The organism is Methanomassiliicoccales archaeon, from assembly GCA_036504055.1.
Classification (GTDB): Archaea; Thermoplasmatota; Thermoplasmata; order Methanomassiliicoccales; family UBA472; genus DASXVU01.
The window spans coordinates 50,354-73,971 of record DASXVU010000048.1; the positions used below are offsets into that span (position 1 = coordinate 50,354).

Genomic DNA, 23,618 nt, shown 5'->3' on the forward strand with positions numbered 1-23,618 from the left:
GAAAATGAACGATAAGAGAAAGGTCTTGCCCGGCGACGAAGTGGCCGAGGCTGAGGAGTACTTGCCGGCTGAGGGCACCTACGAGGAGAACGGCAAGGTATTTTCTGCTCTCAAAGGCACCCTAGAGCTTGACGACAAGGAGAAGGTCGCCAAGGTGGTCGCCGAGAACCCGATGGTCACACTAAATATCGGCGATGAGGTGTTCGCCGAGATCACCGACGTACGTGCCTCGATGGCCATAGCCGAGGTGGTCGTGGTCAACGGCAAGAGCCGCAACATCACCGGAGACACCAATGGCACCATCCACGTATCCAAGCTGTCTCAGGAATATGTGCAGGACGTAGGCCGTGAGGTCAGGCCCAGCGATATCATCAGGGCCAAGGTGACCCAGGTCAAGCCATCTGTCCAACTGACCACCGCCGGTCCGCACTATGGCGTCGTGAAGGCCCTTTGCCGCAAGTGCCGGCAGCCGCTGCTGAAGGTCGACAAAGGCCTCTATTGCAACTCTTGCGAGAGAGGCGACATGAGGAAGTTGGCCGATGACTACGGCGATGTGGAGAGCATCTGAAACGGGACCTTGGTCCCGTTTTCCTTATTTCCCGATCATCTTTCTCATGAATCACAGCTCTCTGCTAGAAAAGCATATATCTAACGGACCGGGTTCAACAACGGAGTGAGGTCGCATGGCAAAGAGCAACGAGGACCTGGCCAGAGAGATCAAGGAGCTCAAGGAAGAGGTCCAACAGATGAAGGAGATCATGACGCTCCTTCTGAACATGGTCGTCGAACAAGAGGATGACGAAGGCGACGAGGATTTCGTCACCTACCCCGGAATGGCGACCACGAGCGATTTCAAGACCAACAATTGATCGGCGTCCGTCTTTTCCCGGCAATGTTATTATGGGGGATAACTTCCCTAGTCCCGATATGAAGGCAGTGGCGCTCATTTCCGGCGGTATCGATTCACCCGTGGCCGCCTACATGATGGCAATGAGGGGGGTAGACCTGACACTCCTCCACATGGACAACCGTCCCTATGGGGCACCGGGCAGCGTACGCAAGACATCCCGGATGATCGCACCGCTGGAAAAGGCCACCGGCAAGAGCTTCGATTTCTATTATGCGCCGCATGGAAGGAACAACCAGATCAACGCCGAGAAGTGCCGGGCGACCTTCCAGTGCGTCCTTTGCAAGCGTCAGATGCTGCGGACGGCGAAAGGGTTCGCGGAAAGGATAGGCGCCGACGCCATCGTGACCGGGGAATCGCTCGGCCAGGTCGCCTCCCAGACGCTCCAGAACCTGAGGGCGGAAACCTATGGCATCGACTTCCCGATCCTGCGCCCGCTCATCGGTCTGGACAAGATCGAGATCGAGTTCATCGGGAAGCAGATCGGGACCTATGAGATATCCATCTCACACGGAAAGGCACCGGCGTGCACCATCGTTCCGGACAGACCTGTCACCATGGCCCGGCCGGAGCGTATACTGGAAGAAGAGGCCAAGATCGACGTCCCAGAGCAGCTCAAGTACGCTCTGGACAACATCAGATCGCTCAAAGACCTGGATAAAGAGAACAGTTGAGCCCGACATCGGCATCGTACATCATGTCCATGGTGACCCGTTCGATGTATCGCGCCTGGACACGGGAAACGAAAAGCGTGTTCTTCCCTATCTTGACCTTGATATCGTTCTCCTTTGCGGGTTTGACCTCCAGAGGGAGGATGACCGGTCCAGAGCAGGTCGTGCTCACTCGGAAATCCCTGCCCGCCTTCAAGATGTAGTCCTTGACCGCTTGGTCCACTTCTATCTCGATCATGTCTGACGCCAAAAATGGATAATCGATATTTAAGACTGATTAGGAAAAGTATTACGGAGGCAGTGACATTGACCGGACGTGATCGTCGTTCTGGACACATCCGCGCTGTTCTCGATGGAGTCCATCCCAGGGGAGTACAAGGCATACACCACCTCGGGTGTCGTCGACGAGCTGAAGAAGTACAATGACACCCGTTGGATGTTCTGGGAGCACCAGGTAACGGTGATGGACCCCTCGCCCCAGTCCAGGAAGGCGATCGTTCAGGCATCGCAGGCCACCGGCGATTCCAAGCGGCTCTCTCCGGTGGACATAGAACTACTGGCTCTGGCAAGGGACCTGGGGGCCACCATACTCACCGACGATTATTCGATCCAGAACACCGCCAAGTTCCTCGGCCTGAGTTACAAGGCCGTCGGGATGAAGGCTATCAAGCAACTGGTCAAATGGAACTATAAATGCCTGGGATGCGGCAAGGTCTTCGACAAGGAGATGCCTGACTGCCCCATCTGCGGCTCGAAGTTGAGAACGACCAGGGCTGGTCGCTGATATCCATATCGGTTCGATATGTTCATTGATCCTAGCCCATCCGATGTTGGGAAAGATAAAGGAAAAAATAAAGGGCGGAGCGGGCCGCTCCAGACCTATTTGTTACCAAGTTCGGCCGATTTCACTGCACCGGCCTCGATCGCATCTATGAACGCGGCCCTGATGCTGTACTGCTCAAGCACGCGTATCCCTTCGATGGTCGTTCCGGCCGGTGATGCGACCATATCCTTCAGCTCGCCCGGGTGCTTCCTGGTCTCAAGCACGGTCTTGGCCGATCCGAGGACAGTCTGTGCCGCAAGGGCCAGGGCCACGTCGCGCGGCAACCCTGCCAGTACTCCTCCGTCCGCCATTGCCTCTATTACCATATAGACATAGGCCGGTCCGGAACCGCTCAGTCCGGTCACGGCGTCCAGGTACTTCTCGTCCATCGGGAACGCGATGCCGACCGAGTTCAGGATCTTCTGCACGGTCTCCTTGTCCTCTACCTTGGCGCTCTTGCCCAGCGCGAAGGCAGATGCCGACGCGCCGACCTGACAGGGCTGGTTCGGCATGACCCTTACCACCCTTACGCCCCAGTTGATATGTTTCTCGATGAAATCGACCTTGATGCCGGCAGCGATCGAGACCAGGAGGTGCTCGCTCGTCAGGATCGGCTTGAGCTCATCGAGGACCGAACCCATCTGCTGCGGCTTGACCGCCAGGATGATCACGTCCGACGATCTCGCCACGTCCAGATTGTCCACGGTGGTGCGGACCTTCAGCGTCTTCGTAATGTAATCCCTGCGAGCCGGAACGATCTCGCTCGCCACTATGTCCTCCGCGGTCGTGACGCCCGCCGCTATGATACCCTTCATGAGGGCCTCGGCCATCATGCCAGCCCCGACGAATCCAATCTTCATATGAGTCAACACTCCATTGACGTTTCCGTCAGTGGGTTGGCGTTATGAACTCGATGATATAAAAAAGAGTATCGTGGCCTATCTGGCCATTGACCTATGGTTCTTCCTGAGATCGTTTGGCCTCCAGATATTGCAGTATCGCCTTCATGAAAGCGGGGAGGTCCTCCGGGCTCCTTGAGGTGATGATATTCCCGTCCACCACCACCTCCTCGTCGAACCAGCGCGCCCCTGCGTTCATCATGTCGTCCTTGATCGAATGGAACGATGTCGCCTTCTTACCTTTCAGTATGTTCGCTGAGATGAGCATGGAACCCGCATGGCAGATCGAGGCCACCAGTTTCTGTTTTGAATACATCTTCCTGACGAAATCGACCATCGGCGGGTGCCTTCTCATGTAATCGGGGGCAAAACCGCCGGGAATTATTACGGCCACATAGTCATCCGCGGTCGCCTTGTCCGCCGCTATCCCCGCCTTGGCCGGATATCCATGTTTGCTCAGATATGTCTCCTTGGTCCCGCTGCCAATGATGATCGGATTGTATCCAGCCTCCTTCAGCCTGATCAACGGATACCAAAGTTCCAGGTCCTCGTACATATCCTCGACCAAAACAGCGACCTTCTCTACCATCTCATCAACCTGAGAATAAAGTCATACCCCGAGTTCTTTAATCTTGCCGGTGGAACGTCGTACCGTCCCGGCTCAAGGGTTTCATGAACAATTAGCCGCGACGAACACCTCCGTTTTTGATTATCAACATTCGTCGTTCTTAGGCCAACCTTAAAATAACGATTCCTTGGCTCTGTTACAGCTCTCTGGTCAGCTGTTCCGGACTGAGTCATATAAGACTCTAAAAAGAGCGTTTCCAAGGCTAGCCAGCATATCTATCAAACGTTTAAATACGGGGAGAATATTCCCCTCTCAATGCTCGTAGACGATTATTATCCAATTGCTGTGTTCGTACTGGTGGCGATCATGTTCCCGGTACTGGCCTTTGTTACGGCTAAGTTCTTTAGACCGACGAAGTACAGCACTCTAAGGGATACTACCTACGAGTGCGGAATGGAGCCCATCGGGCAAGCACAAATCCAGTTCCATGTACAATTCTACATTTATGCCTTGGTCTTTGTTCTTTTTGATATCGTTACTGTTTTCTTGCTTGTTTGGGCTTTGACATATTCTGACGCTCTCTCCTCCATGGACCTGCTCGGTCAGGCAGGATTTTCTGCACTGGCGTTCATCGCCATCGGGTTGGTCGGAGTCTATTACGCATTGAAAAAGGAGGCCATACTTTGGATCTAAGCAATTCTCCCCAAATAATCACCATGACCGCCAAAGATTTCCAGAAGTGGTCCAGCAATTTCATGGTTGAAACCATGAAGGCCACCGGAGTCAAGCAGGCGGTCGACAAGATCACCGCTCCCATATGGTCTTGGGGGCAGAGGAACGCAATCTATCCGCTGGAGTTCGGTATAGCCTGTTGTTCGTTGGAATTCGCCGCGGCGTACGGTCCAAGATGGGATATGGAAAGGCTAGGGATGATCCCCCGTTCCTCTCCCAGACAGGCGGATGTTCTGCTCATCATGGGGTGGCTCTCCGCCAAACTGAGGCCGTCCCTGAGAAGGCTTTATGAGCAGATGCCGGAACCGAAATGGGTAATAGCCATGGGAGAATGCGCGATATCAGGAGGCCCATGGTATGATGGTTACAACGTCATTCAGGGACTGGACACGATCGTTCCGGTCGACATCTATATCCCTGGTTGCCCGCCGAGGCCAGAGGCCTTGATTGATGGGATGCTGAAGCTGAACAGGAAGATAACCGCCGAGCAGAAGGGAAGCTTCCTGGATTGAGGTGGGAAAATGACCGAGATGAGTCCCAAAGCCAAATCTTTCACTGAGGAGCAGGTCGTTAAGGCCTTGACCGACAAGTTCCAGGACAAGGTCAAGGATGCAAAGATCAAACCGCGCCGGATAGTGCTCGACGCTGATCGTTCAGTCCTTCTGGAGATGTGCAAGACCCTTAAGGAAAGCTACGAGTTCGAACAATGCTCCTGCGTTTCCGGCGTCGATATGAAGACCTTCTTCCAGGTCGTCTATCACATTTCTTCCTATGCCAATAAGATGGTGATCCAGATTACGGTTGATATACCAAGAGACACCCCCGAGGTGGACTCGATAACCCCTCTGTATGGTGGGGCGAACTGGCACGAGCGCGAAGCCTATGACATGTTCGGGATCATCTTCAAAGGTCACCCGAGGATGGAACGTATCCTGTTGCCGCAGGACTATCAGTTCTTCCCGCTGAGGAAGGACTACGAAGTGGGGAGGCGGATTTAATGACGGAAATGTGGGTCAATATGGGTCCGCAGCACCCCATGACGCATGGTCTGTGGAGCTTAAGGGTCAAGATCAACGGTGAGATCATCACCGATGCCGAGCCGATGATCGGTTATCTCCACCGCGGTTGGGAAAAGATGATGGAGAATCGCGATTACCATCAGATCGTACCGCTCGCGGACCGGCTGTGCTACGCGTCGTCACTCTCCTGGTCTCACTTGTACTGTAAGACGGTAGAGGACCTATTGGAGCTTGAGGTGCCTGAACGCGCCCAGTGGATCAGGACGCTGACGCTGGAGATACAGAGGATCGCCTCTCATCTGATGTGGCTCGCGGCCATAGGGACCGACCTTGGCTCCTACACCATGTTCCTCCTGCCAATGAGGGAGAGGGAGATGTTCTTGGACCTGATGACCGACCTGTCCGGTTCCAGGATGACCACGAACTACCCCAGGATCGGAGGGGTCCGGAACGACCTCCCGCCCAACTGGGAGAGGGACACACTGCGCGTCCTCAACCTGTTCGAGAAGAGGCTCAGGGAGTTCGAGGCCCTGTTCGATGAATGCAGCGCCTTCCTGATGAGAACGAAGGGCGTGGGCAAGCTGTCCGGTCCGGAGGCCATCAACCTAGGAATGACCGGCCCGTTCATGAGGGGCTGCAACGTTGATTTCGATCTACGGAGGGACGACCCCTACGAGAAGTACAGCGAGGTCGACTTCCGGGTGTGCACCCATCCTGACTGCGATTCATATGCTAGGTACAGGGTCCGCATCGATGAGATGTACGAATCCTGCAATATCATCCGGCAATGCTTCCAAAAGATGAAGCAGGGTCCGGTCCGGGTCAAGTCGCCAAAGGCGGTACCGGCCGGGCGGGCGTTCGCCCATGTCGAGGACCCCAGGGGAGAGGGTCTGATGTACTTGATAAGCGACGGATCGGACAAACCATACCGGTTGAAGGTCCGATCGCCCATATTCGTGATAGTATCCGGAATGCCAGCAGCACTGATCGGAGAGAAGGTGGCGGACATCCCCGCCATCATGGGCATGGCTGACATGTGCCTCGGTGAGACGGACAGGTGATCTAGATGGTCGAAACTACACTCTTCAGTCTCTTGCACGGGCTCGCGTTGTGGATAGGCGAGGTCGCTCAATGGTTGATCAAGGTCACTGGAATAAAGGAGATACAGTTCATCGGTGACTGGGCGGTAACTGGTGGTCCAGTCAATTTCCTGACGATCCTGTTGGTCTGTGCCATATTCATGGTAGCAGCCCTGCTGGTAGGTATAACCTGCATCTGGCAGGAAAGGAAGGTCCTGGGCAGGATCATGGACCGGCGTGGCACCCAGGTCGGAATGCTGGGGCTGTTCCAGAACTTCGCTGATGCCATCAAGACCTTGTTGAAGGAACTGATCATCCCGAGGGACGCGGACAAGAAGCTGTTCATGTGGTCCGTGACCGGGTTGATCGGATCGTCCGTTCTGCTCCTGGGCCTGGTGCCCTGGAGCACCCGTTTCTTCGTAGCCAATCCTGAGCTGACACTTCTGATCGGTCTTGCCGTTTTCTCCCTGGCCCCGTTCTTCATCATGATCGGCGGGTGGGCCTCCAACAACAAATACTCGATGATCGGCGCGATGAGAGGGGCAGCCCAACTGATCGCCTATGAGATCCCGATCCTGATGGTCGTCCTTTCGATCATCATCATGACCGGAAGCCTGAACTTCAACGTCATCGTCGCATTCCAACAAACGCACATGTGGCTGATGTTCCCGTTGTTCATCGGTTTCATCACATTCTTCGTATGCGGCATTGCAGAATCCGAAAGAGTCCCGTTCGACCTGCCCGAAGCAGAAGCGGAACTCGTCGAAGGCTGGCAGACCGAATATGGCAGCATCCAGTGGGGTCTGATAATGATGGCCGACTACCTTAGGGCGTACGTCGTAAGCGCGCTTATCACAGTGCTCTTCCTCGGGGGCTGGGACGGTCCCACGTTCCTATGGCCTGAGGTCTGGTACCTGATCAAGGTGTTCTTCGTCTTCTTCATCATGATATGGGTGAGGTCCGCAACAGTACGTATCAGGACGGACCAGCTCCTCAAGATCGGATGGAAGAGGCTTCTTCCGCTGTCCGTGGTCAACCTGGGAATCGCTGTCGTCATGAAGGCTATGGGGTGGTTCTGAAATGGTCGAAAGCAGCAACAATCCGAGAGACAAGAAGCTGAGGGCCACCGGTTACATGCTGAAACCGCTTTGGGTCACGCTAAGGACCATGGTCCGGGTATCTCTTCCCGGTCACAGGCCGCGCACAATCATGTATCCCTGGGAGAAGAGCATAATCCCAGATTGTTTCCGCGGTCGGCCCGGTATCATCCTGGACAAGTGCATCGCCTGCCAAAAGTGCGTCAAGGTCTGTCCCACCACATGCATAAAGATGGTGCAGATCGAGCACGAGACCCTGGGCAAGGTCAAGCGCCCCGAGGTCAACGTCGGCAGGTGCATGATGTGCGGCAACTGCGCAGAGGTCTGCCCCACCAACGCGATGATCGTCACCCCGGAGTTCGAACTCGCTTCATACACTCGGGACGACCTGATCTATGACCCGATCAAGCTCCAGCACCCCTGGAAGGCTGGCTATGAGATCAACTACGAGGAGCAGCTGCCATCGAACATGAAGGGCCCCGCGGCCAAGAAAGGATCGATGGAGCTCAAGGACACGGTCTGCCTGGAAGCGAAGAAGTGCATCTCCTGCAGCCGCTGTGAGAAGACCTGCCCCACCGGGGCGGTGAAGATGACGGACACCGGAGAGGTCAACGAGAAGACCAAGAAACCGATCAAGAGGCCGGTCTTCGACGATACCAAGTGCGTTTCATGCGAGATGTGCGTCGATGTCTGTCCTAAGGACTGCCTTACCATGAAGGAGGCGCAGTAAATGGATCTGTCTGAGCTGTTATTCTTGATTATCGCAGGTATCACCGTCGGCGCGGCGATCTCGGTCCTCGTGACCAAGGAGATCATCCGGGCCGTGTTCTACCTGACGTTCTGCTTCATTGGGGTGGGTATCACCTTCATCTTCCTGAACGCAGAGTTCCTGGGCCTCATCCAGGTGCTGGTCTATGTGGGAGCGATCAACGTGCTGATCCTGTTCGGGGTCATGCTTACCAAGAGACGCCTCACTGGAGGTGGTGCCTGTGAGTAAGGCATCCGGTCTCGGAAATGCGATCGGAAAGACCGTCCTAGCGGCGGTCCTGCTGGTGTTCATAGGGGCGTCCATACTGTGGGTCACATGGCCTAGCGGGCCGATCGCTCAGTTCGCCTCGAAGGATTTCGGAACAATACTGTTCGAGAATTACGGCATGTTGGTCATTGTCCTGGGGCTTTTGCTCTTCGCCTCGATCACAGCCGGAGTCTTCATTGCACAGGAGGAAGAGCAATGATCCCCCTGGAATATTTCCTGATACTGTCGTCGGTCCTGTTCGTCATTGGAATAGTGGGTGTGCTAACGAAGAAGAACGCCATCCTTGTGTTGATTTCGATCGAGCTGATGCTGAACGCCGCCAACATAAACTTCGTGGCGTTCGCAGCGTACAACAATGACCCGACCGGGTATGTGTTCGCGCTGTTCTCCATCGGCATCGCTGCGGCCGAGGTCGCGGTGGGTCTGGCGATACTGCTGAACCTGAACCGGCTGAAGGACACGGTCCATGTTGATGACCTCAACACCATGAGGTGGTAAGAATGCAGATCTATGAACTTGCCTGGATAATCCCACTGTTGCCGCTCGTTGCCTTCCTGATAGTAGGATTCCTCGGCGGCAAGATGAAGGACAAGGGCGGCATGATCGCGCTGGCCGGTGTCGGTGGCGCGATGGTGTTGTCGTTGCTCGTTGCCTATCAGGCGCTCACTGCCGGTTTCGACGGTGGAGCCCATTACTTCGAACAGAGCATGGCGTGGGTATCTGTCGGGGGTTACGACCTCCAGCTCGGTATCTACATCGACACCGTCACTGCATTGATGCTGATCGTGGTGTCGTTCGTCGCCTCGCTGGTCGTCATTTACTCCGTCGGGTACATGCACGACCAGGGTGAGAGGAGACGCCGCTATTTCACCGAGATATGCCTGTTCGTAGGCGTCATGCTCGGACTGGTGCTGGCGAACAACTTCCTCCAGCTGTTCATATTCTGGGAGCTGGTGGGTCTTTGTTCCTACCTGCTGATCGGCTTCTGGTTCGAGAGGCCGTCGGCGGCCTCGGCCGCCAAGAAAGCGTTCCTGGTCACCAGGGTCGGTGACGTCATGTTCATGGTCGGCCTGATAGTGCTGCTGACGACGTTCAAGACCCTCAACTTCCATACGCTGTTCGATCCCGCAGTGATCGGGGGCGCGGACCAGGGAATGCTGGCGCTGGGTCTGTTCTTCATGTTCGGGGGCTCGATCGGTAAGTCCGCCCAGTTCCCGCTGCATGACTGGTTACCAGACGCCATGGAAGGTCCGACCACGGTGTCCGCGCTTATTCATGCCGCCACCATGGTCAAGGCCGGTGTCTACCTGGTCGCAAGGATGTTCCCGCTGTTGATCTTCGTGCCGGACGTCGGTCTGTTCATCGCCATCATCGGCGGTGTGACGGCATTGATGGCGGCCACGATGGCGCTCAACTCGCCACTGATCAAGCGCGTGCTCGCCTATTCGACCATCAGCCAACTGGGCTACATGTTCCTGTCGCTCGGTACCGGCGCATATCTGTTCGGTATCGGCCTGAAGGACGGTAACGAAGCTTTGATGGCTGCCGGTAGCATCGCATTCGCTGCCGGCCTGTTCCATCTGATGAACCATGCCTTCTTCAAGGCGCTGCTCTTCCTTTCCGCGGGCGCAGTAATCCACTACGTCCACACCGAAGAGCTGAGACTGATGGGCGGGCTGAGGAAGCACATGAAGGTCACTTCGACCGTGATGCTCATCGGTTCCCTGTCGATCGCCGGTATCCCGATATTGAGCGGGTTCTGGTCCAAGGACGAGATCCTGGCAAGTGTGTTCGAGGCCGGGTCCGATCACTGGGTGTTCCTGCTGCTTTGGCTCATGGGCGTCATCACGGCCTTCCTGACCGCGTTCTACATGTTCCGCATGTGGTTCATGACGTTCGCAGGGGAAGAGGGCGAGGCGACCAAGCACGCCACCCACACCAAGGGAGAGCACGTCGGTGCCCACGGGGACGAGCACGGCCACGAGGCCGAGGTCCACGAGCACCACGAGGCGCCATGGGTCATGCTTGGCCCGCTGGTCGTACTGGCGATCCTCGCCATCGGCTCTGGACTGGTCGTCTTCATAGGCGAAGGATTCAGCGGAACGATCTTCTTTGACGTAAAGGAGGCGTTCAGCCTGGACAAGATCCTCGGAGACTGGCTGACCTACCTATCGGTATTGGTCGCGATCGCCGGTATTGCTCTAGCGTACTTCACCTTCTATAAGAAGAAGGTCGACGCCGGAGCCATCGCCAACAAGCCATCCGTCAGGCCCCTGTACAACATGCTCCTGAAAAGGTACGGCTTCACCAAGGGATATGACTACATCGGGGAGAAGGTCGTGTACGGCTTCTCGCTCGCGGTCGATTGGTTCGACCGAAAGATAATCGATGGCATAGTGAACCTCATCAGCCGCGGCCTGGTAGGCGGCGGAAAGGCAATGAGGAAAATGCAGACCGGACTGGTACAGAGCTACAGCGCCATCATCATCGGTGGCATAGTGGTACTGATCGTGCTGCTGTACGTGCTCGGGTATGTCCTTGGGGTGATCTGAAATGCTGCTGCAAAACGTACCCGTCATAACACTGCTCATATTGATCCCGCTGATCGGCGCAATCATCGCGTTCATGCTGGGAAAGAACCCGAAGGCATCAAAGATCGTCGCACTGGTGTTCACGTTAATACCATTGGCCATATCCGTCCTGCTGTTGGCCGATTTCAGCCTGACAGTGGGCACGTTCCAGTATGTCGAGGACTTCACCTGGATCTCGTCCCTGGGAATATCCTACAAGGTAGGGGTGGACGGCATCAGCATCGCAATGGTCTTCCTGACCACTCTGCTGTCATTCCTGGCGGTCCTGTTCTCCTGGGATGTCGATGAACGAACCCACCAATACATGGGCCTGATGCTCATCCTGGAGGTCGGCGTCATGGGAGTGTTCACAGCGATGGACTACTTCCTGTTCTACGTCTTCTGGGAGGTCGTGCTGATCCCGATGTATTTCCTCATAGCGGTATGGGGAGGTCCAAGGCGGGCGTACGCATCGATCAAGTTCTTCATCTATACCCACATAGCGTCGCTAGTGATGCTGCTGGGGATACTGGCCCTCTACTTCGAGGCAGCAACGCATCTGGGATATCATACGTTCGACATACAACAGATCGCGTCGGTGTCCGGACAGTTCGGCCAGTTCTTCCAGATCGTGGTGTTCGGAGCCTTGTTCTTCGGATTCATCGTCAAGATGCCGATGGTCCCGTTCCATACTTGGCTTCCGGACGCCCACGTCGAGGCCCCGACCGCAGGGTCAGTGCTGCTGGCGGGTCTGCTGCTTAAGATGGGTTCCTATGGTATCATCAGGATCTGTCTGCCTACCTTGCCATATGGCGCGAACCAGTACCAGATCGTGATGGTGATAATCGCCATCGTCTCCATCCTGTATGGCGCCATAATGTGTCTGGCCCAGAAGGACCTGAAGAAGATGGTCGCTTATTCATCGATCAGCCACATGGGCATAGTCATGCTAGGCATCGCCACCCTGGGAGAGCTGGGGATCGCCGCTGCCGTGTTCCAGATGTTCGCGCATGGTCTGATCACCGCCGTTCTCTTCATGATGTGCGGCATCGTCGGTCACCACGTAGGCACCAGGAACATGCCGAGGCTTGGCGGCCTGGCTGCAAAGATGCCCTATGCCGCGGTGTTCATGATGATAGGGTTCATGGCCTCGCTCGGACTGCCTGGCATGGTTGGTTTCCTGGCGGAGTTCAGCGTATTCGTCGCGACCTTTGACGCGTTCGGATGGCTCCTGCTATTGCCCATAATCAGCGTGGCGATCACCGCCGCCTATTACATCTGGGCCATGCAGAAGACACTGTTCGGACCGCTCACCAAGGAGGTCGACCTGGAACATGTCCATGACATCACCTGGTTCGAGGCCGCCCCGCTGGTCATACTGAGCGCATTGATCGTTCTGTTCGGGATTCTGCCGGCGCTGATCTTCGACTATATCACGCCGTCGGTCAAATTACTGACCGCCGTCGTCCTGGGAGGCGCTTAAGATGATCGATATTCAAGCAATCCGTCCTGAGATCATAGTGGCGCTGTTCGCCGTGCTGGTACCGGCGGTCGGGCTGTTGACCAAGAACAGCAGCAAGATATGCGCGGCGTTCTCGCTGGTAGGGGTTGGCCTAGCGTTCCTAGACGTCTTCATGTTCGTCTACAACAACAATGGAGCGGTCAGCATAAGTGGTGGCATGCTAAGTCTTGACCAGTTCTCCGCGCTGTTCATGATGATCTTCCTGGCGGTGGCGTTCTACGTCATTCTGGCCTCGGCCCGCTTCATCCAGGAGGACCGGCACCAGCCGGAGTTCTACTCCCTGATCATGATCGCCACCATAGGCATGATGATAGTGGCAAGCTCCAACGACCTGATCACCCTGTTCGTCGGTATCGAGCTGACCAGCATAACCTCCTACGCCTTGGTGGCCTTCAGGAAGAAGGACGTCAAGGGAGCGGAGGCGGCGGTCAAGTACTTCATCATCGGAGGGCTGTCCTCGGGTCTGGCCCTGTTCGGCATATCCTTGCTGTATGGTGTCGCCCACTCGACCACGTTCACGGGAGTGGCCCAGGCAGTGGTGATGAACTCCCCGATGCAGCCAGTGATCTTCCTGGCCCTGATAATGATCGTCGCGGGCTTCGGTTTCAAGGTGGCGATCGTTCCGTTCCACATGTGGGCCCCGGACGTATACGAAGGTGCCCCAACCACCGTCACGGCCATGCTGGCCGGCGGCAGCAAGAAGATGGGTTTCATCGCCCTGTTCAAGGTGTTGCTGATCGGTCTCTTCGCCATTAAGTCCAACTGGGACGTTCTGATCGGTATCGTGGCCATAGCGACGATGACGGTCGGCAACCTGGCGGCCATAAGCCAGACCAACATCAAGAGGATGCTGGCCTATTCGTCCATCGCCCAAGCGGGTTACATACTGATAGCGTTGCCAGTAGCAGCGGTATCGGACCCGACGATCGGACAATATGCGCTGTCCGCAGGCATCATGCAGATCATGACCCACGCGTTCATGAAGGGAGGAGCATTCCTTATCGTGGCCACACTGGCGACGGTTGCCGTAGGGGAATCCATCAGCAACTACAAGGGATTGGCAAAGCGGACCCCGTTCATGGCGTTCGGTATGACCGTGCTGCTGTTCTCCCTGGCAGGGATACCGCCACTGGCTGGTTTCTTCTCGAAGTTCGTCCTATTCTCATCCCCGATCGATGCATCTTCGATCCCGGGAAATGGATGGATGGTATGGCTGGCCATCGCTGCCATCGTCAACTCCGCCATATCCCTGTACTATTACGTACGGGTGGTCAAGTACATGTACGTGGACGAGGCAGAGGAAGGAACCCCGACGGAGAAGCTGAAACTACCGATCTCGATGGTCGCGGCTGTCGCCATATGCGTCTTCATGGTGGTCCTGATCGGTGTTTGGCCGGACCCGTTCTTTAATGCCGCTCAGCATGCGGCCGCGGCGTTCTTCGCATAAGGGCGATAAATCCCAAACAAACAATTTTCTTTTTCATTTTTTTATGCTCCAGCAAGTGCTTTTGTAAGCATCATGCCTAACGACCAATCATGGCTTTCAAGACCCTGAAAATGGGTCTTTTTTCCAATGCCAGTAATCTTAAGTATAGATTGGACATTATCGAGCCTCGATGGTTTCTACCTGGGATGCTCCTGTGCAAAAAGAGCTCATGCTGGTCGAGGAGCAGCTCCGTGAAAGTGTCCATTCAGAACAGCCGTTGCTCACCGAGATCAGCAACTACATCATCACATCTGGCGGGAAGAGGATGCGCCCGGCGGTGGCGATACTGGTTTTCAAGGCGACCGGGGGGAAGGACCCGGAGAAGGTCATAAAGGTCGCGTCCGCCTTCGAGCTGATCCATAGCGCCACCCTCATCCATGACGATATAAACGACCATGGCGAGATGCGAAGAGGAAGACAGGCCGCCTACAAGAAGTACGGCACCCAGAAGGCGCTCATCGCCGGAGATTTCCTGTTCGTCAAGAGCTTCGCATTGGGCGGGGCCTTCGATGAGAAGGTGATCGGCGTGGTCGCCGACGCCTGCACCGGGATCGCTGAATCGGAAATACTCCAGAGCGATTACGAGCACGACCAGGAAACCAACGTGAACGTGTATATCAGCATCATAGAGGGCAAGACCGCCAGGCCGTTCGAGGCCGGTGCCCGCGTGGGAAGTTACCTGGCCGACGCCACGCCTGCCGTCATGGAGGCGATGGGGAGCTACGGCATGAACATCGGCATAGCGTTCCAGATCGTAGACGACATCCTGGACGTGACCGGGGATGAGGCCTCCTTGGGCAAACCCCATGGGATTGACATCGTCGACGGCAAGCCGACCCTTCCGCTGATCATCGCCATGCAGGACAAGGTCCATGGTGCACGCATCAAGGAGATATTCAGGAAAGAGAAGAAATCTCCGGAGGAGGTCGCCGAGGCGATCGCACTGGTCAAGAAGACCAAAGCCCTAGAGGAATCGTCGGACATGGCAGAGGAATACGCGAACAAAGCGCTTCTTGACCTTGAGGTCCTGCGTCCTTCCGATTACAAAGAGGCCTTGAAGGCCCTCACAAAGGCTATCCTGGACCGGAAGTCATGAACCGGTGTAACACGATCCATCTAAGATCATGAGGCGTTTCTAATGGCCAAGGTTGTCAAGGTCGATGTGGTGGTCGTAGGGGCCGGTCCGGCCGGAAGCACAGCCGCCGAGCATGCCGCGTTGGGCGGTGCGCAGGTCCTGATATTGGAGAAACGGCCCAAGGTCGGGGTCCCGGTCCGCTGCGGCGAGTTCATGCCCTCTGTGGAAGAGATCCGGACCATCTTTCCTAAGGCCACCGACCTGGAATCACTGTTCGACGTTCCCGGGACTCTTCACTCCCTTTCCACCGAGATGATACGGATATACTCTCCCCGGATGACCCGATGGGAGGTCCCTTTCGCCGGCTATACCACGGACCGGGACCTTTTCGATCAGCATCTGGCATCGAGGGCGGTCAAGGCGGGCGCGGATCTCCGTACCGACCTGGCCTGCACCAAGGTGACCGGCAGCATCGTTTCCACACCTGAGATGGACATCGAGGCGAAGGTCGTGATCGGAGCGGACGGGCCCCTTTCCCTGGTAGGCAAGAGCCTGGGATACGGACGATCGACCGATCTCTGTCCAGGTGTTTCGCTGCAGGTGAGGGCGGACTTCGAACCGATCCCGGAGATGTACTTCGGGACGGTCGCGCCCGGCGGCTATGCCTGGATATTGCCGAAAAAGGTAGGCGCCAACGTCGGGCTGGGCGTCGCACCTCATTTCTCCAAGATGGCGGTCGGGGAGTACTTCGAACAGTTCATGAAGATCAAGAACCTCAGCAGTGACCAACCGCTCATGGGGAAGCTCATCCCCATGTCCGGACCGATCAAACGGACGGTCATCGGCAACTCCCTGGTGGTGGGCGACGCCGCCGGTCAGGTCATGGCGGTGAACGGCGGAGGCATCCCGATATCGATGATATGCGGCAGGATAGCCGGACAGGCAGCCGCTGACACTGTCACAAAGGGTCTGCCGTTGACGGCGTACGAGGACAGGTGGAGGAGGGAGATCTATAAGCCTTTGGCCAGTGCCGTGCACACCAAATGGCTGGCCAACACCTGTTTCGGAAGCCAGTGGCGCCTGGAATGGGCGATGCGTCTTTTGGGTCAGAGGCGCATCAACAAGCTCATACGCTGCAAACCGGTTCTCCCATAAGGGTGAACAGATGGACAGGGAACATGGTCATGACCGGACGGCCAAGGGAGTTGACGGCCCATCATCGGTTCTCGGTCCCAGCGAATCACTGGTCCAGATATGGAAAGGTTATAGCCCGTCCCGCGAATCGATGAGAACCTCCATGGGGTCCAGGGTCCTGCGGGGCGAAAGGAACGTGGGAGCGCCGGAGCCGGCGTTGCTGGTGCTCACTGACCGGCGATTGCTGATATTGGTCCTCAAGGGGATCTTCCGCAGGAAATACGTCCTTGTAGAGTCCGGGCCATTGGAGAAGATGGACCAGGTGGAGACAGTGGGTCCATATCGTACCGACGTGCGGATCAAGGGAGATTGGGGCTACCATTCCTTCGTGGAGTTCAACCGGCCGATAAGGACCGACAGCCAGACGCTGGAGGAGAACGGCATCGAGGACCCGGACGGGGTCAGGAAGCTCATCAAGGCCGGTTCGGAAAAGGCCAAGCTGATGGCCAAGAAGTGATCGCTCTATTTTCTGCCCCTTTTGCCTTTCATCAGCCCGAGCACAGCACGCGGAACGCTGCGAACGACCCCTTTGGACGCCCATTCGAGATCGGTCTTCTGGCATATGGTCGATTCCATCAGCTCCTCGGTCTCGACCTTCAACGAGCGGAACGCTTCCTGACGCTCCCGCTCGTCCTTCATCTTCACGATGCCGTCTATGCGCGCCATCATCTTCCGGGCGTTGTCCGACCGTGTCAGACGCAGATCGAGCTCTTCCCGTCCGATCTGGTTGCACTCGAATCGCACGTTGTTCAGGATGTCGGCCGCATCATAGGAGGCGTCCGCGATCTGGTCCCGGTCCATCCATTCCGTTTCATAGGAAAGGACGTACTTCCATGAGGGTGACAGCAGCCGGGTGCGATGCTCCTCCAACGTCCGGGCCAACGACCGGTACCCGAACTTGGATGGGTTCTCGAAGATGGTGCTGCCGGGGTCCAGGAATGGCGCCAGCGGCGATGTGAAAACGAACAGCCTCTCGTCGTTCCCCACCATCTCGTACATCTTGCGCGAATATTCCGCACTGGCCAAGGCTGATTCCCGGGTCTGCTGGGGGAGTCCGATCATGAAGAACAGGTCGAACCTTTCCGCCCCATGGTCCAGGGCGCTCATTACCGAGCGTTCCATGCTCGGCGTGTCGAACCGCCGGCCCAATGCGTTCCTCACCTTCTCGTCATGGGAGTCGGGAGAGAATTCCACCGAGAAGGATTCAAGTGAGCTCTGGGCCATGGAATAGAACTCATCGTTCGCCGGGGTGAACGTTTCCAGGATGAGCTGGTTCCTGATCCCCAGCTCCTTCGCTTCCTTGAAGAAGCGTTCAGCGTAGCCCTTGCCGTTCTGTCGCAGGTCGCCGACCACGAAGGTGGGCGATCTCAGATACTGTTGGATGTTGTAAACGTCCGCGGCCACCTTCTCCGGTGAACGGAAAGCCGGCCGCTCCCTGCCGAGGAAACCCTTCATGGCCGAACAGGAGCCGCCGCAGACCGCACACTGGACGGAGCATCCCCTGACCGTGAACACGGAGGTGATCGGGTAGCGGTCCCAGTCCTTGAACGGCTTGAACCCTTCCAGGTCCCGGTGTCTGATGACCGATCTGACGATCCATCCGTAGTCCACATCCAGATGGTCCAGGTCTTTCGGTACGTAGGTAAGTTCATTGAAATGTGCTTTGCCGGAACCGTCCTTCCAGGTCAGGTTCTGGACGTTCTCCAGCGGAGTGCCCTTCTCCAGAGCATGCATCAGCTCGGTCACCGGCTCTTCGGTCGAATCGCCCCTCAACACCAGGTCGACCTGTGGATACTGGATCAGTTCCTTGTGGTAATAGGTCGATGAGAAACCGCCCATGAGGATATTGGCATCCGGATGCAGCTTCCTTATCAGCTTCGCCACTTCCAGCGCCCCCTGTGCATGGGGCAGCCAATGCAGGTCGATGCCGAAGACTGCCGAATCGAGCTTGGAGATGACCTTCTCCACGTCCAGGTTCCGGTCGTTCAGCATCATGCTGGCGAGGTTGGTGATCCGGACCTTGAATCCCGCCTCGTTCAGGGCGGTGGCCATCGTCGTGAACCCGATCGGATACATCTCGAAGACCGGCGTGGAGGGCACCAGGTCGCTGACCGGGCCATAGAACAGGAATTCCTTTCTGAAGTCGTAGACGCTCGGAGCATGTATGAATATGAGGTCTTCCCGCAAGCGATGTCCCCCGGTGCGACGAGAAAATGTTGTGTGTATTAAAACTCACTTGCCGAAGCGACGTTGCCTCAGTTGGTATGACCGGATGGCCCTCATGAAATCGACCTTTCGGAAACCGGGCCAATAGACGTCGGTGAAGTACAGTTCCGCATAGGCCAGCTGCCACAGCAGAAAGTTAGATATGCGCTCTTCCCCCGAGGTGCGGAGGATCAGGTCCGGGTCGGGGAAATCGGCGGTGTACAGGAACTTGGAGAACACTTCCTCATCGATATCCTCCACCTGCATCTTTCCATCCTTCACCGCCTCGGCGATCTGCTTGATCGCCTGGATGATCTCCTGCCTGCTTCCATAGGCGATGGCGATGTTGTAGAAGTAGGAGTCGTATTGCTTGGTGGCCTCCTCAGCCACCTGTATGGCTTTCTGGACCCTTCTGGGGAGGAGCTCGCGCTGCCCGATCACGGTCAAACGGATATGGTACCTATGGATCCTTTCGTCCGTCGATAGCCGCTTGAAGTTGTCCTCGAACAGGTTCATCAGGTACTCGATCTCTTCCGGGTCCCGGTTGAGGTTCTCCGTGCTGAATGCGTAGACCGTGAGGATCTTGACGCCCAGCTCACGGCACCATTCCATGACCTCCTCGAGCTTGTCCTTGCCCTTGATGTGGCCCTCGGTGGCGCTGAGACCGAACTCCTTGGCGAAACGGCGGTTCCCGTCCATGATGATGGCTACGTGCTTTGGCACCAGGCCCTCCTCTATCTCTTTCTGGAGCTTGCGCTCATAGGTCTGGAACGCCGTATTGGCTATGACCCGGGTGATCTCGCTCTTTACCGTACCTGCACCTTACCCTCTTGCCAACACTTCCACGCTCATTTAGTTTTCGAAATCCTCGGGCAGACCGGATGCCCTCAATCCCAGGTCGAAGCACCCGATCGCCGCCACGGCACCGATGGCGCCGCCCTTTCCGGTTATCTCGAATATCCTGACCCCGTTCTGTTCTGCGACCCTATATGCGGAATCCACCTTGTATAGAATGCTCTTCGCTTCCCAGCCGTACTTGACCAGCGGATCGGGGACCCTGAGGCCGACGAATGCCGCCACCACCGTGTGATCGGAAAGCGTTTCCTTCCGGACGCCCTCCACAAAATATCGTATCAGTTCTTCCGCGTCCTTTTCCGGGACGGCGAAGGATACTGCCGATGAAGTGCAATTGCTGGTCTTCTCTGGTGCGTCCGGGTTAAGCTGGATGATCTTGTGCTCCAGGAAATGGCCGATCGGACAGGCCCTCGCCAATTTGAGGGCGGAGGCCCAGGTGGCCCCTTTTTCGCGGGTGTCGGTGTCGTCCACTCCGATGATCAGGCGTACCATCTTTGGAGTGACCACGGTGACCTCGATCCGGTGTGCCCCGCCTACCTTGATATCATCCGGATACTCCGCGCAGATCGTGCCCGGCCCCTGTGGCATGCACGCCCCGACCCCCACGCTCGCCCCGGCCAATCCAACCCAGGTGGTCCTGACGGTCTCTCCATCGATGCTCAGCGACCTCAGTCCCTGACCGCCGAGGTCCTTGGACGCGGCACCGAACTTCAGTTCCCCCTCTCCTATGATCGTGTCCATGATGAGCGTGGTGCCCTCCACCCTGATCTTGGTGATGGCACCTTTGGCCCGCTTCCGGTTGACCGCATCCCATTCCACCGGTCCCTTGGCGCTGCATTCCTCGATGATCTGGGCTATGCCGTTCTGAACGTCGACCATCGTGTAGATGCCGCGGCAGAAATATTGACCGAACTTTTGCTTGATCTCTTCTGGTTTGAGGATCTTGGTCATCGGGTTAACCTTCTCGGAAGACCTTTGGTACCGGCGAAGATGGCATGGTCATTTATTTACATTTCTAGGATTCTATGGTGCTGAACTGTGTATCTGCGCCAGAATCGGGATCGCTCCTGGTTCAGGCCATCGATATCCGCCTCTTCCAGACCCTCCGCCTTCATGTCCTTAGAAAGTGGGAGGGCACGTTCGAGAGCTGCAGGGCCTTCAGCTCTTTGCCATTCTTCGACCTGTACACCAGAAATTTGCCTTTTATCGCGACGACCTCGCCGACGTGTCTGCCCTCGAGCGGGGACACCTCCACGTTCTCCTGGTCGGAGAACGAGACCGGGTATCGGTCAAGTATCTCAAGCGGTGTGCCCTTTACCGGGAGCACCTCCGACACCCGAGCCAAGACATCCTCGTATCTGGATTGGTAAAATCTTCTGTCCGTGATTCTTAGGATGGTCCGCAGCGATTCCTTCTTCGAAACCGTCTGGCGGGCCTTCAACAGGTGTGAGATCCGGTTCTCCGCCGCCCTGGCCATCATTCGATTGTCGCAATCCACAATGGGTGCGATCGCATCGGCCCCCTGCTCGATCCCCCGCTCCTTGAGCCTCGCACCCGAGGTCATACCGATCTTGATCATATCTCCATGGAATGCTGCATAGACCACGTGCTTCCTGCGGCATATCTCCGAATCACATTTCGTGCCGTCACAGCGAGGCTCGAAGATGCATTCCTGATGACCGATCCAGACCGAGGCGCAGCGTTCGCATTGGTCGAAACGCTCCACCTTCCGCTTGGAAGGGCACGGCGCATAGCCTTCCGATCCGAACCGGCCCACGCACCTTCGCTCCTCGGAGATGCGCCAATCGATCTCCTCCAATTCGATATCCAGCATCTTACCTGTCCGAGAATCGAAAGCTTCCAGATGGGGAACATATCCCTCCCATCCAAAGGAGATGGCGTGCTGAGGGAAAAGCTCGGGAGCAGGGCCCGGCAGCAATCGATCGGCACGGACGAACATGCTCCATCCAAGCCCATCACAGCAATATGAAATTGTCGTACGGTTCACCGAAGATGACATGATTTCGAAGTCCAACGTCCAGGTTCTGGCGATCGTCGATCCATTGAACTGATAGAAATGCCCTGGTCGGATCTCCTTGGGGTTTTGATGTCCGATCGATCAACTATCGGCGATCGCTTAACAAACAGAAAACTGAAGATAAGATGTTTGTTCAATCGGTGATGACTTCTTCCTCGACCGGCGGCTCCGCTTTGCTCAGGCACTCGGCCGGGATCTCCGACGCAAGGAAAACGGTCCTCCCTGCCTGGCCAATGATGATGCCATCCTCGATGGCGCCCTTGGCGTCGATCTCCAGGATGATCGGCTCCCCGGTCCTGACCTTACCCGCGGACAACGCGTCGTTATAGGTCTTGGACAGATGGACCATCTTTCTGTCAGAGGGCTTCAGTCCGGTCTCGAGGAGTATGTCTGCCTCTTCCGGCGTGGTCGGATAGTAAAGGCGGTCCGGTATGTTCTCCGTAGGGAGCTTTAGGTTCAGGTCGATGGAGTGGCCGTATGTGGCACGGATCATGTCGTTGCTGATCTGATACCGCCCCTTGGGGTCCGTCTCGATGATGGCGATGATATGATGGGGCCTGAGCCAATGGTACCGCTTGCTCTGGTCCTTCAGGGCATTGACGAACTCCCTCAGGTTGATGAAACCCTGGTCATCCATCTCCAGCCCGAACTTCTCAGGGAAGTGGCGTAGCACTCCGGCCATGGTGCGTCCGATCTGTTCCAGTTCCTGCTCGTTCATCAGGAACTTGCCCTCCTCTCCGCAGACTGGGCAGACGTCACCCCGGAAATAACCGTGCTCACTGCATTCGCGCAACATTTCAGCAGGGGTGGAATTAGGTTGCCGCACTTATACTTTTTCGGCGATTCGATAAAAAATCAAACCGGTCAGGAGTGAGGCTGTTCCAGCATCGTCTCTGCCGCTTTGACGGTGTTGCGCATCAGCATGACGATGGTCATCGGACCTACCCCGCCAGGTACGGGAGTGATGGCGGCCGCCTTCTGCCTGACGGAATCGAAATCGACATCTCCCATGAGCCGATACCCCCGGGGCAGGCTGGCGTCTGGGACCCGGTTCGAGCCGACATCGATGACCACCGCTCCCGGCTTGACCATATCGGCCTTGACGAATGCCGCCTCCGCCCCCATCGCGGAGACCAGGATATCAGCGGTGCGGGTGATCTCAGCCAGGTTCTCGGTCTTGGAGTGGCACACCGTGACCGTGGCGTTGGCGCGGTCATCCTTCTGCATAAGCATCGCCGCCAGTGGCTTCCCCACAATGTTGCTTCGTCCAAGGATGACCACGTGCTTACCCGACGGGGAGTTCCCGCTGCGGATGAGAAGTTCCTGTATCCCGTAAGGCGTCGCCGGCATGAAGCCGGAGTGGTCTCCGATCAGGATCTTGCCCACATTGACCGGGTGGAAGGCGTCCACATCCTTGCGTTGGTCGATCCGGACCAGCACTTTGCGTTCGTCGATGTGGGGCGGTAATGGCAATTGTACCAGGATACCGTGGACCCGGGGGTCGGCGTTGAGATCGTCGATGAGTTCCAGCAGGTCCTCTTCCGGGAAGTCATTAGGCTTGAAGATCGTCTGGGAGTACATGCCCAATTCCTCGCTTGCCCTTCCCTTCATGCGGACATACGTTTGCGATGCCGCATCATCCCCTACCAGGATGACGGCCAGTCCGGGGACGACTCCCTTGTCCTTCAGCGAGGATATCCTTTCCCTCAGTTCCTTCCTGATTTCCTCGGCGATGGGCTTTCCCTCGATCAAGATGGCGGTCATGAGGTCTCAGCGCCTCCCTATCTATCCCGTAAATAATAAATGTTCGATGCCCTACCGGGACTGCTGGTCAGGTACCCG

At 56.6% G+C, this 23,618-nt stretch carries 28 protein-coding genes; 19 read left to right on the plus strand and 9 right to left on the minus strand.

From position 1 onward, the window contains the following. The first annotated feature begins 4 nt into the window (after positions 1 to 4). From VGK23_12460 to VGK23_12470, 3 genes are all read left to right on the plus strand, one after another. Positions 5 to 568 carry an exosome complex RNA-binding protein Csl4 gene (locus tag VGK23_12460; protein ID HEY3421355.1) on the plus strand — a complete coding sequence of 188 codons (564 nt, stop codon included), beginning with the start codon at positions 5 to 7 and terminating at the stop codon, positions 566 to 568. A 115-nt stretch (positions 569 to 683) separates the two neighbouring features. Continuing rightward, positions 684 to 869, plus strand: a complete 186-nt coding sequence (locus VGK23_12465; GenBank protein ID HEY3421356.1) for a hypothetical protein — start codon at positions 684 to 686, stop codon at positions 867 to 869. A gap of 58 nt (positions 870 to 927) precedes the next feature. After that, a complete protein-coding gene (locus VGK23_12470; GenBank protein ID HEY3421357.1) occupies positions 928 to 1,581 on the plus strand; it encodes a tRNA 4-thiouridine(8) synthase ThiI in 654 nt (217 codons plus the stop codon). Here VGK23_12470 and VGK23_12475 read toward each other — a convergent pair. Next, the gene (locus VGK23_12475; GenBank protein HEY3421358.1) at positions 1,553 to 1,816 is read right to left on the minus strand and encodes a hypothetical protein; all 264 of its coding nucleotides are present in this window, start codon (positions 1,814 to 1,816) and stop codon (positions 1,553 to 1,555) included. The two genes, VGK23_12470 and VGK23_12475, sit on opposite strands and share 29 nt — an antisense overlap. A gap of 78 nt (positions 1,817 to 1,894) precedes the next feature. Here VGK23_12475 and VGK23_12480 point away from each other — a divergent pair, with 78 nt between their 5' ends. Beyond that, positions 1,895 to 2,362 (plus strand): nucleic acid-binding protein, encoded by a 468-nt coding sequence (locus VGK23_12480; protein HEY3421359.1) that lies wholly within the window; start codon positions 1,895 to 1,897, stop codon positions 2,360 to 2,362. 95 nt (positions 2,363 to 2,457) lie between these two features. Here VGK23_12480 and proC read toward each other — a convergent pair whose 3' ends face one another. Together proC and VGK23_12490 are read right to left on the minus strand one after the other, a co-directional pair. Further along, the gene (gene proC / locus VGK23_12485) at positions 2,458 to 3,261 is read right to left on the minus strand and encodes a pyrroline-5-carboxylate reductase (protein HEY3421360.1); all 804 of its coding nucleotides are present in this window, start codon (positions 3,259 to 3,261) and stop codon (positions 2,458 to 2,460) included. Between the two features lie 94 nt (positions 3,262 to 3,355). Beyond that, on the minus strand, positions 3,356 to 3,889 hold the full coding sequence (locus VGK23_12490) for a type 1 glutamine amidotransferase domain-containing protein (protein ID HEY3421361.1): 534 nt from the start codon (positions 3,887 to 3,889) through the stop codon (positions 3,356 to 3,358). Positions 3,890 to 4,183: 294 nt separating this feature from the next. Between VGK23_12490 and ndhC the strand changes: the two genes are divergently transcribed. From ndhC to VGK23_12565, 15 genes are all read left to right on the plus strand, one after another. Beyond that, complete coding sequence (gene ndhC, locus VGK23_12495) at positions 4,184 to 4,561, plus strand: NADH-quinone oxidoreductase subunit A (protein ID HEY3421362.1); 378 nt, start codon at positions 4,184 to 4,186, stop codon at positions 4,559 to 4,561. Then, on the plus strand, positions 4,552 to 5,112 hold the full coding sequence (gene nuoB / locus VGK23_12500) for an NADH-quinone oxidoreductase subunit NuoB (GenBank protein ID HEY3421363.1): 561 nt from the start codon (positions 4,552 to 4,554) through the stop codon (positions 5,110 to 5,112). Before ndhC ends, nuoB begins: the two co-directional genes overlap by 10 nt. 9 nt (positions 5,113 to 5,121) lie before the next feature. Next, the gene (locus VGK23_12505; GenBank protein HEY3421364.1) at positions 5,122 to 5,598 is read left to right on the plus strand and encodes an NADH-quinone oxidoreductase subunit C; all 477 of its coding nucleotides are present in this window, start codon (positions 5,122 to 5,124) and stop codon (positions 5,596 to 5,598) included. Further along, entirely contained in the window at positions 5,598 to 6,680 is a 1,083-nt protein-coding gene (locus VGK23_12510; protein ID HEY3421365.1) for an NADH-quinone oxidoreductase subunit D, read from the plus strand. Before VGK23_12505 ends, VGK23_12510 begins: the two co-directional genes overlap by 1 nt. A gap of 5 nt (positions 6,681 to 6,685) precedes the next feature. Beyond that, positions 6,686 to 7,777 (plus strand): complex I subunit 1 family protein, encoded by a 1,092-nt coding sequence (locus VGK23_12515; protein HEY3421366.1) that lies wholly within the window; start codon positions 6,686 to 6,688, stop codon positions 7,775 to 7,777. A gap of 1 nt (position 7,778) precedes the next feature. Then, positions 7,779 to 8,525: a 4Fe-4S binding protein gene (locus tag VGK23_12520; protein HEY3421367.1), complete on the plus strand. Its 747-nt coding sequence runs from the start codon at positions 7,779 to 7,781 to the stop codon at positions 8,523 to 8,525. Continuing rightward, positions 8,526 to 8,792 (plus strand): NADH-quinone oxidoreductase subunit J, encoded by a 267-nt coding sequence (locus tag VGK23_12525; protein HEY3421368.1) that lies wholly within the window; start codon positions 8,526 to 8,528, stop codon positions 8,790 to 8,792. It begins immediately after the preceding gene. Next, positions 8,785 to 9,030 carry a hypothetical protein gene (locus VGK23_12530; GenBank protein HEY3421369.1) on the plus strand — a complete coding sequence of 82 codons (246 nt, stop codon included), beginning with the start codon at positions 8,785 to 8,787 and terminating at the stop codon, positions 9,028 to 9,030. Before VGK23_12525 ends, VGK23_12530 begins: the two co-directional genes overlap by 8 nt. Further along, on the plus strand, positions 9,027 to 9,329 hold the full coding sequence (nuoK, locus tag VGK23_12535) for an NADH-quinone oxidoreductase subunit NuoK (protein ID HEY3421370.1): 303 nt from the start codon (positions 9,027 to 9,029) through the stop codon (positions 9,327 to 9,329). The genes VGK23_12530 and nuoK overlap by 4 nt, the downstream gene beginning before the upstream one ends. Positions 9,330 to 9,331: 2 nt before the next feature. Then, entirely contained in the window at positions 9,332 to 11,383 is a 2,052-nt protein-coding gene (locus tag VGK23_12540) for a proton-conducting transporter membrane subunit (protein HEY3421371.1), read from the plus strand. Between the two features lies 1 nt (position 11,384). Then, positions 11,385 to 12,884, plus strand: coding sequence for an NADH-quinone oxidoreductase subunit M (locus VGK23_12545; protein HEY3421372.1), 1,500 nt, complete (start codon positions 11,385 to 11,387; stop codon positions 12,882 to 12,884). 1 nt (position 12,885) lies between these two features. Then, positions 12,886 to 14,370, plus strand: a complete 1,485-nt coding sequence (locus VGK23_12550; protein ID HEY3421373.1) for an NADH-quinone oxidoreductase subunit N — start codon at positions 12,886 to 12,888, stop codon at positions 14,368 to 14,370. A 169-nt stretch (positions 14,371 to 14,539) separates the two neighbouring features. Further along, positions 14,540 to 15,505 carry a polyprenyl synthetase family protein gene (locus VGK23_12555; protein HEY3421374.1) on the plus strand — a complete coding sequence of 322 codons (966 nt, stop codon included), beginning with the start codon at positions 14,540 to 14,542 and terminating at the stop codon, positions 15,503 to 15,505. Between the two features lie 42 nt (positions 15,506 to 15,547). Continuing rightward, positions 15,548 to 16,639: an NAD(P)/FAD-dependent oxidoreductase gene (locus tag VGK23_12560; GenBank protein HEY3421375.1), complete on the plus strand. Its 1,092-nt coding sequence runs from the start codon at positions 15,548 to 15,550 to the stop codon at positions 16,637 to 16,639. Between the two features lie 10 nt (positions 16,640 to 16,649). Next, positions 16,650 to 17,135 carry a hypothetical protein gene (locus VGK23_12565; GenBank protein HEY3421376.1) on the plus strand — a complete coding sequence of 162 codons (486 nt, stop codon included), beginning with the start codon at positions 16,650 to 16,652 and terminating at the stop codon, positions 17,133 to 17,135. A gap of 5 nt (positions 17,136 to 17,140) precedes the next feature. On the opposite strand, the gene VGK23_12570 is transcribed toward VGK23_12565, so the two are convergent. The 6 genes from VGK23_12570 to VGK23_12595 form a co-directional block, all read right to left on the minus strand. Further along, positions 17,141 to 18,865, minus strand: coding sequence for a TIGR04190 family B12-binding domain/radical SAM domain protein (locus VGK23_12570; GenBank protein HEY3421377.1), 1,725 nt, complete (start codon positions 18,863 to 18,865; stop codon positions 17,141 to 17,143). A gap of 45 nt (positions 18,866 to 18,910) precedes the next feature. Beyond that, positions 18,911 to 19,606: a polyprenyl diphosphate synthase gene (uppS, locus tag VGK23_12575; GenBank protein ID HEY3421378.1), complete on the minus strand. Its 696-nt coding sequence runs from the start codon at positions 19,604 to 19,606 to the stop codon at positions 18,911 to 18,913. A 129-nt stretch (positions 19,607 to 19,735) separates the two neighbouring features. After that, positions 19,736 to 20,689, minus strand: coding sequence for a hypothetical protein (locus VGK23_12580; GenBank protein ID HEY3421379.1), 954 nt, complete (start codon positions 20,687 to 20,689; stop codon positions 19,736 to 19,738). Between the two features lie 160 nt (positions 20,690 to 20,849). After that, positions 20,850 to 21,698 (minus strand): DUF2797 domain-containing protein, encoded by an 849-nt coding sequence (locus VGK23_12585; GenBank protein HEY3421380.1) that lies wholly within the window; start codon positions 21,696 to 21,698, stop codon positions 20,850 to 20,852. Between the two features lie 211 nt (positions 21,699 to 21,909). Continuing rightward, positions 21,910 to 22,572, minus strand: coding sequence for an RNA 2'-phosphotransferase (locus VGK23_12590; GenBank protein ID HEY3421381.1), 663 nt, complete (start codon positions 22,570 to 22,572; stop codon positions 21,910 to 21,912). A gap of 68 nt (positions 22,573 to 22,640) precedes the next feature. Beyond that, positions 22,641 to 23,540, minus strand: coding sequence for a tetrahydrofolate dehydrogenase/cyclohydrolase catalytic domain-containing protein (locus tag VGK23_12595; protein HEY3421382.1), 900 nt, complete (start codon positions 23,538 to 23,540; stop codon positions 22,641 to 22,643). Between the last annotated feature and the right edge of the window lie 78 nt (positions 23,541 to 23,618).

Excerpts from the sequence above, each read along its gene's own strand:
- VGK23_12460 (HEY3421355.1), top strand. The coding sequence starts at position 5 with ATGAACGATAAGAGAAAGGTCTTGCCCGGCGACGAAGTGGCCGAGGCT.
- VGK23_12465 (HEY3421356.1), top strand. The coding sequence starts at position 684 with ATGGCAAAGAGCAACGAGGACCTGGCCAGAGAGATCAAGGAGCTCAAG.
- VGK23_12470 (HEY3421357.1), top strand. The coding sequence starts at position 928 with ATGAAGGCAGTGGCGCTCATTTCCGGCGGTATCGATTCACCCGTGGCC.
- VGK23_12475 (HEY3421358.1), bottom strand. The coding sequence starts at position 1,816 with ATGATCGAGATAGAAGTGGACCAAGCGGTCAAGGACTACATCTTGAAG.
- proC (HEY3421360.1), bottom strand. The coding sequence starts at position 3,261 with ATGAAGATTGGATTCGTCGGGGCTGGCATGATGGCCGAGGCCCTCATG.
- VGK23_12490 (HEY3421361.1), bottom strand. The coding sequence starts at position 3,889 with ATGGTAGAGAAGGTCGCTGTTTTGGTCGAGGATATGTACGAGGACCTG.
- ndhC (HEY3421362.1), top strand. The coding sequence starts at position 4,184 with ATGCTCGTAGACGATTATTATCCAATTGCTGTGTTCGTACTGGTGGCG.
- VGK23_12505 (HEY3421364.1), top strand. The coding sequence starts at position 5,122 with ATGACCGAGATGAGTCCCAAAGCCAAATCTTTCACTGAGGAGCAGGTC.
- VGK23_12510 (HEY3421365.1), top strand. The coding sequence starts at position 5,598 with ATGACGGAAATGTGGGTCAATATGGGTCCGCAGCACCCCATGACGCAT.
- VGK23_12515 (HEY3421366.1), top strand. The coding sequence starts at position 6,686 with ATGGTCGAAACTACACTCTTCAGTCTCTTGCACGGGCTCGCGTTGTGG.
- VGK23_12520 (HEY3421367.1), top strand. The coding sequence starts at position 7,779 with ATGGTCGAAAGCAGCAACAATCCGAGAGACAAGAAGCTGAGGGCCACC.
- VGK23_12525 (HEY3421368.1), top strand. The coding sequence starts at position 8,526 with ATGGATCTGTCTGAGCTGTTATTCTTGATTATCGCAGGTATCACCGTC.
- nuoK (HEY3421370.1), top strand. The coding sequence starts at position 9,027 with ATGATCCCCCTGGAATATTTCCTGATACTGTCGTCGGTCCTGTTCGTC.
- VGK23_12540 (HEY3421371.1), top strand. The coding sequence starts at position 9,332 with ATGCAGATCTATGAACTTGCCTGGATAATCCCACTGTTGCCGCTCGTT.
- VGK23_12545 (HEY3421372.1), top strand. The coding sequence starts at position 11,385 with ATGCTGCTGCAAAACGTACCCGTCATAACACTGCTCATATTGATCCCG.
- VGK23_12550 (HEY3421373.1), top strand. The coding sequence starts at position 12,886 with ATGATCGATATTCAAGCAATCCGTCCTGAGATCATAGTGGCGCTGTTC.
- VGK23_12555 (HEY3421374.1), top strand. The coding sequence starts at position 14,540 with ATGGTTTCTACCTGGGATGCTCCTGTGCAAAAAGAGCTCATGCTGGTC.
- VGK23_12560 (HEY3421375.1), top strand. The coding sequence starts at position 15,548 with ATGGCCAAGGTTGTCAAGGTCGATGTGGTGGTCGTAGGGGCCGGTCCG.
- VGK23_12565 (HEY3421376.1), top strand. The coding sequence starts at position 16,650 with ATGGACAGGGAACATGGTCATGACCGGACGGCCAAGGGAGTTGACGGC.
- VGK23_12580 (HEY3421379.1), bottom strand. The coding sequence starts at position 20,689 with ATGACCAAGATCCTCAAACCAGAAGAGATCAAGCAAAAGTTCGGTCAA.
- VGK23_12585 (HEY3421380.1), bottom strand. The coding sequence starts at position 21,698 with ATGTTCGTCCGTGCCGATCGATTGCTGCCGGGCCCTGCTCCCGAGCTT.
- VGK23_12590 (HEY3421381.1), bottom strand. The coding sequence starts at position 22,572 with ATGTTGCGCGAATGCAGTGAGCACGGTTATTTCCGGGGTGACGTCTGC.
- VGK23_12595 (HEY3421382.1), bottom strand. The coding sequence starts at position 23,540 with ATGACCGCCATCTTGATCGAGGGAAAGCCCATCGCCGAGGAAATCAGG.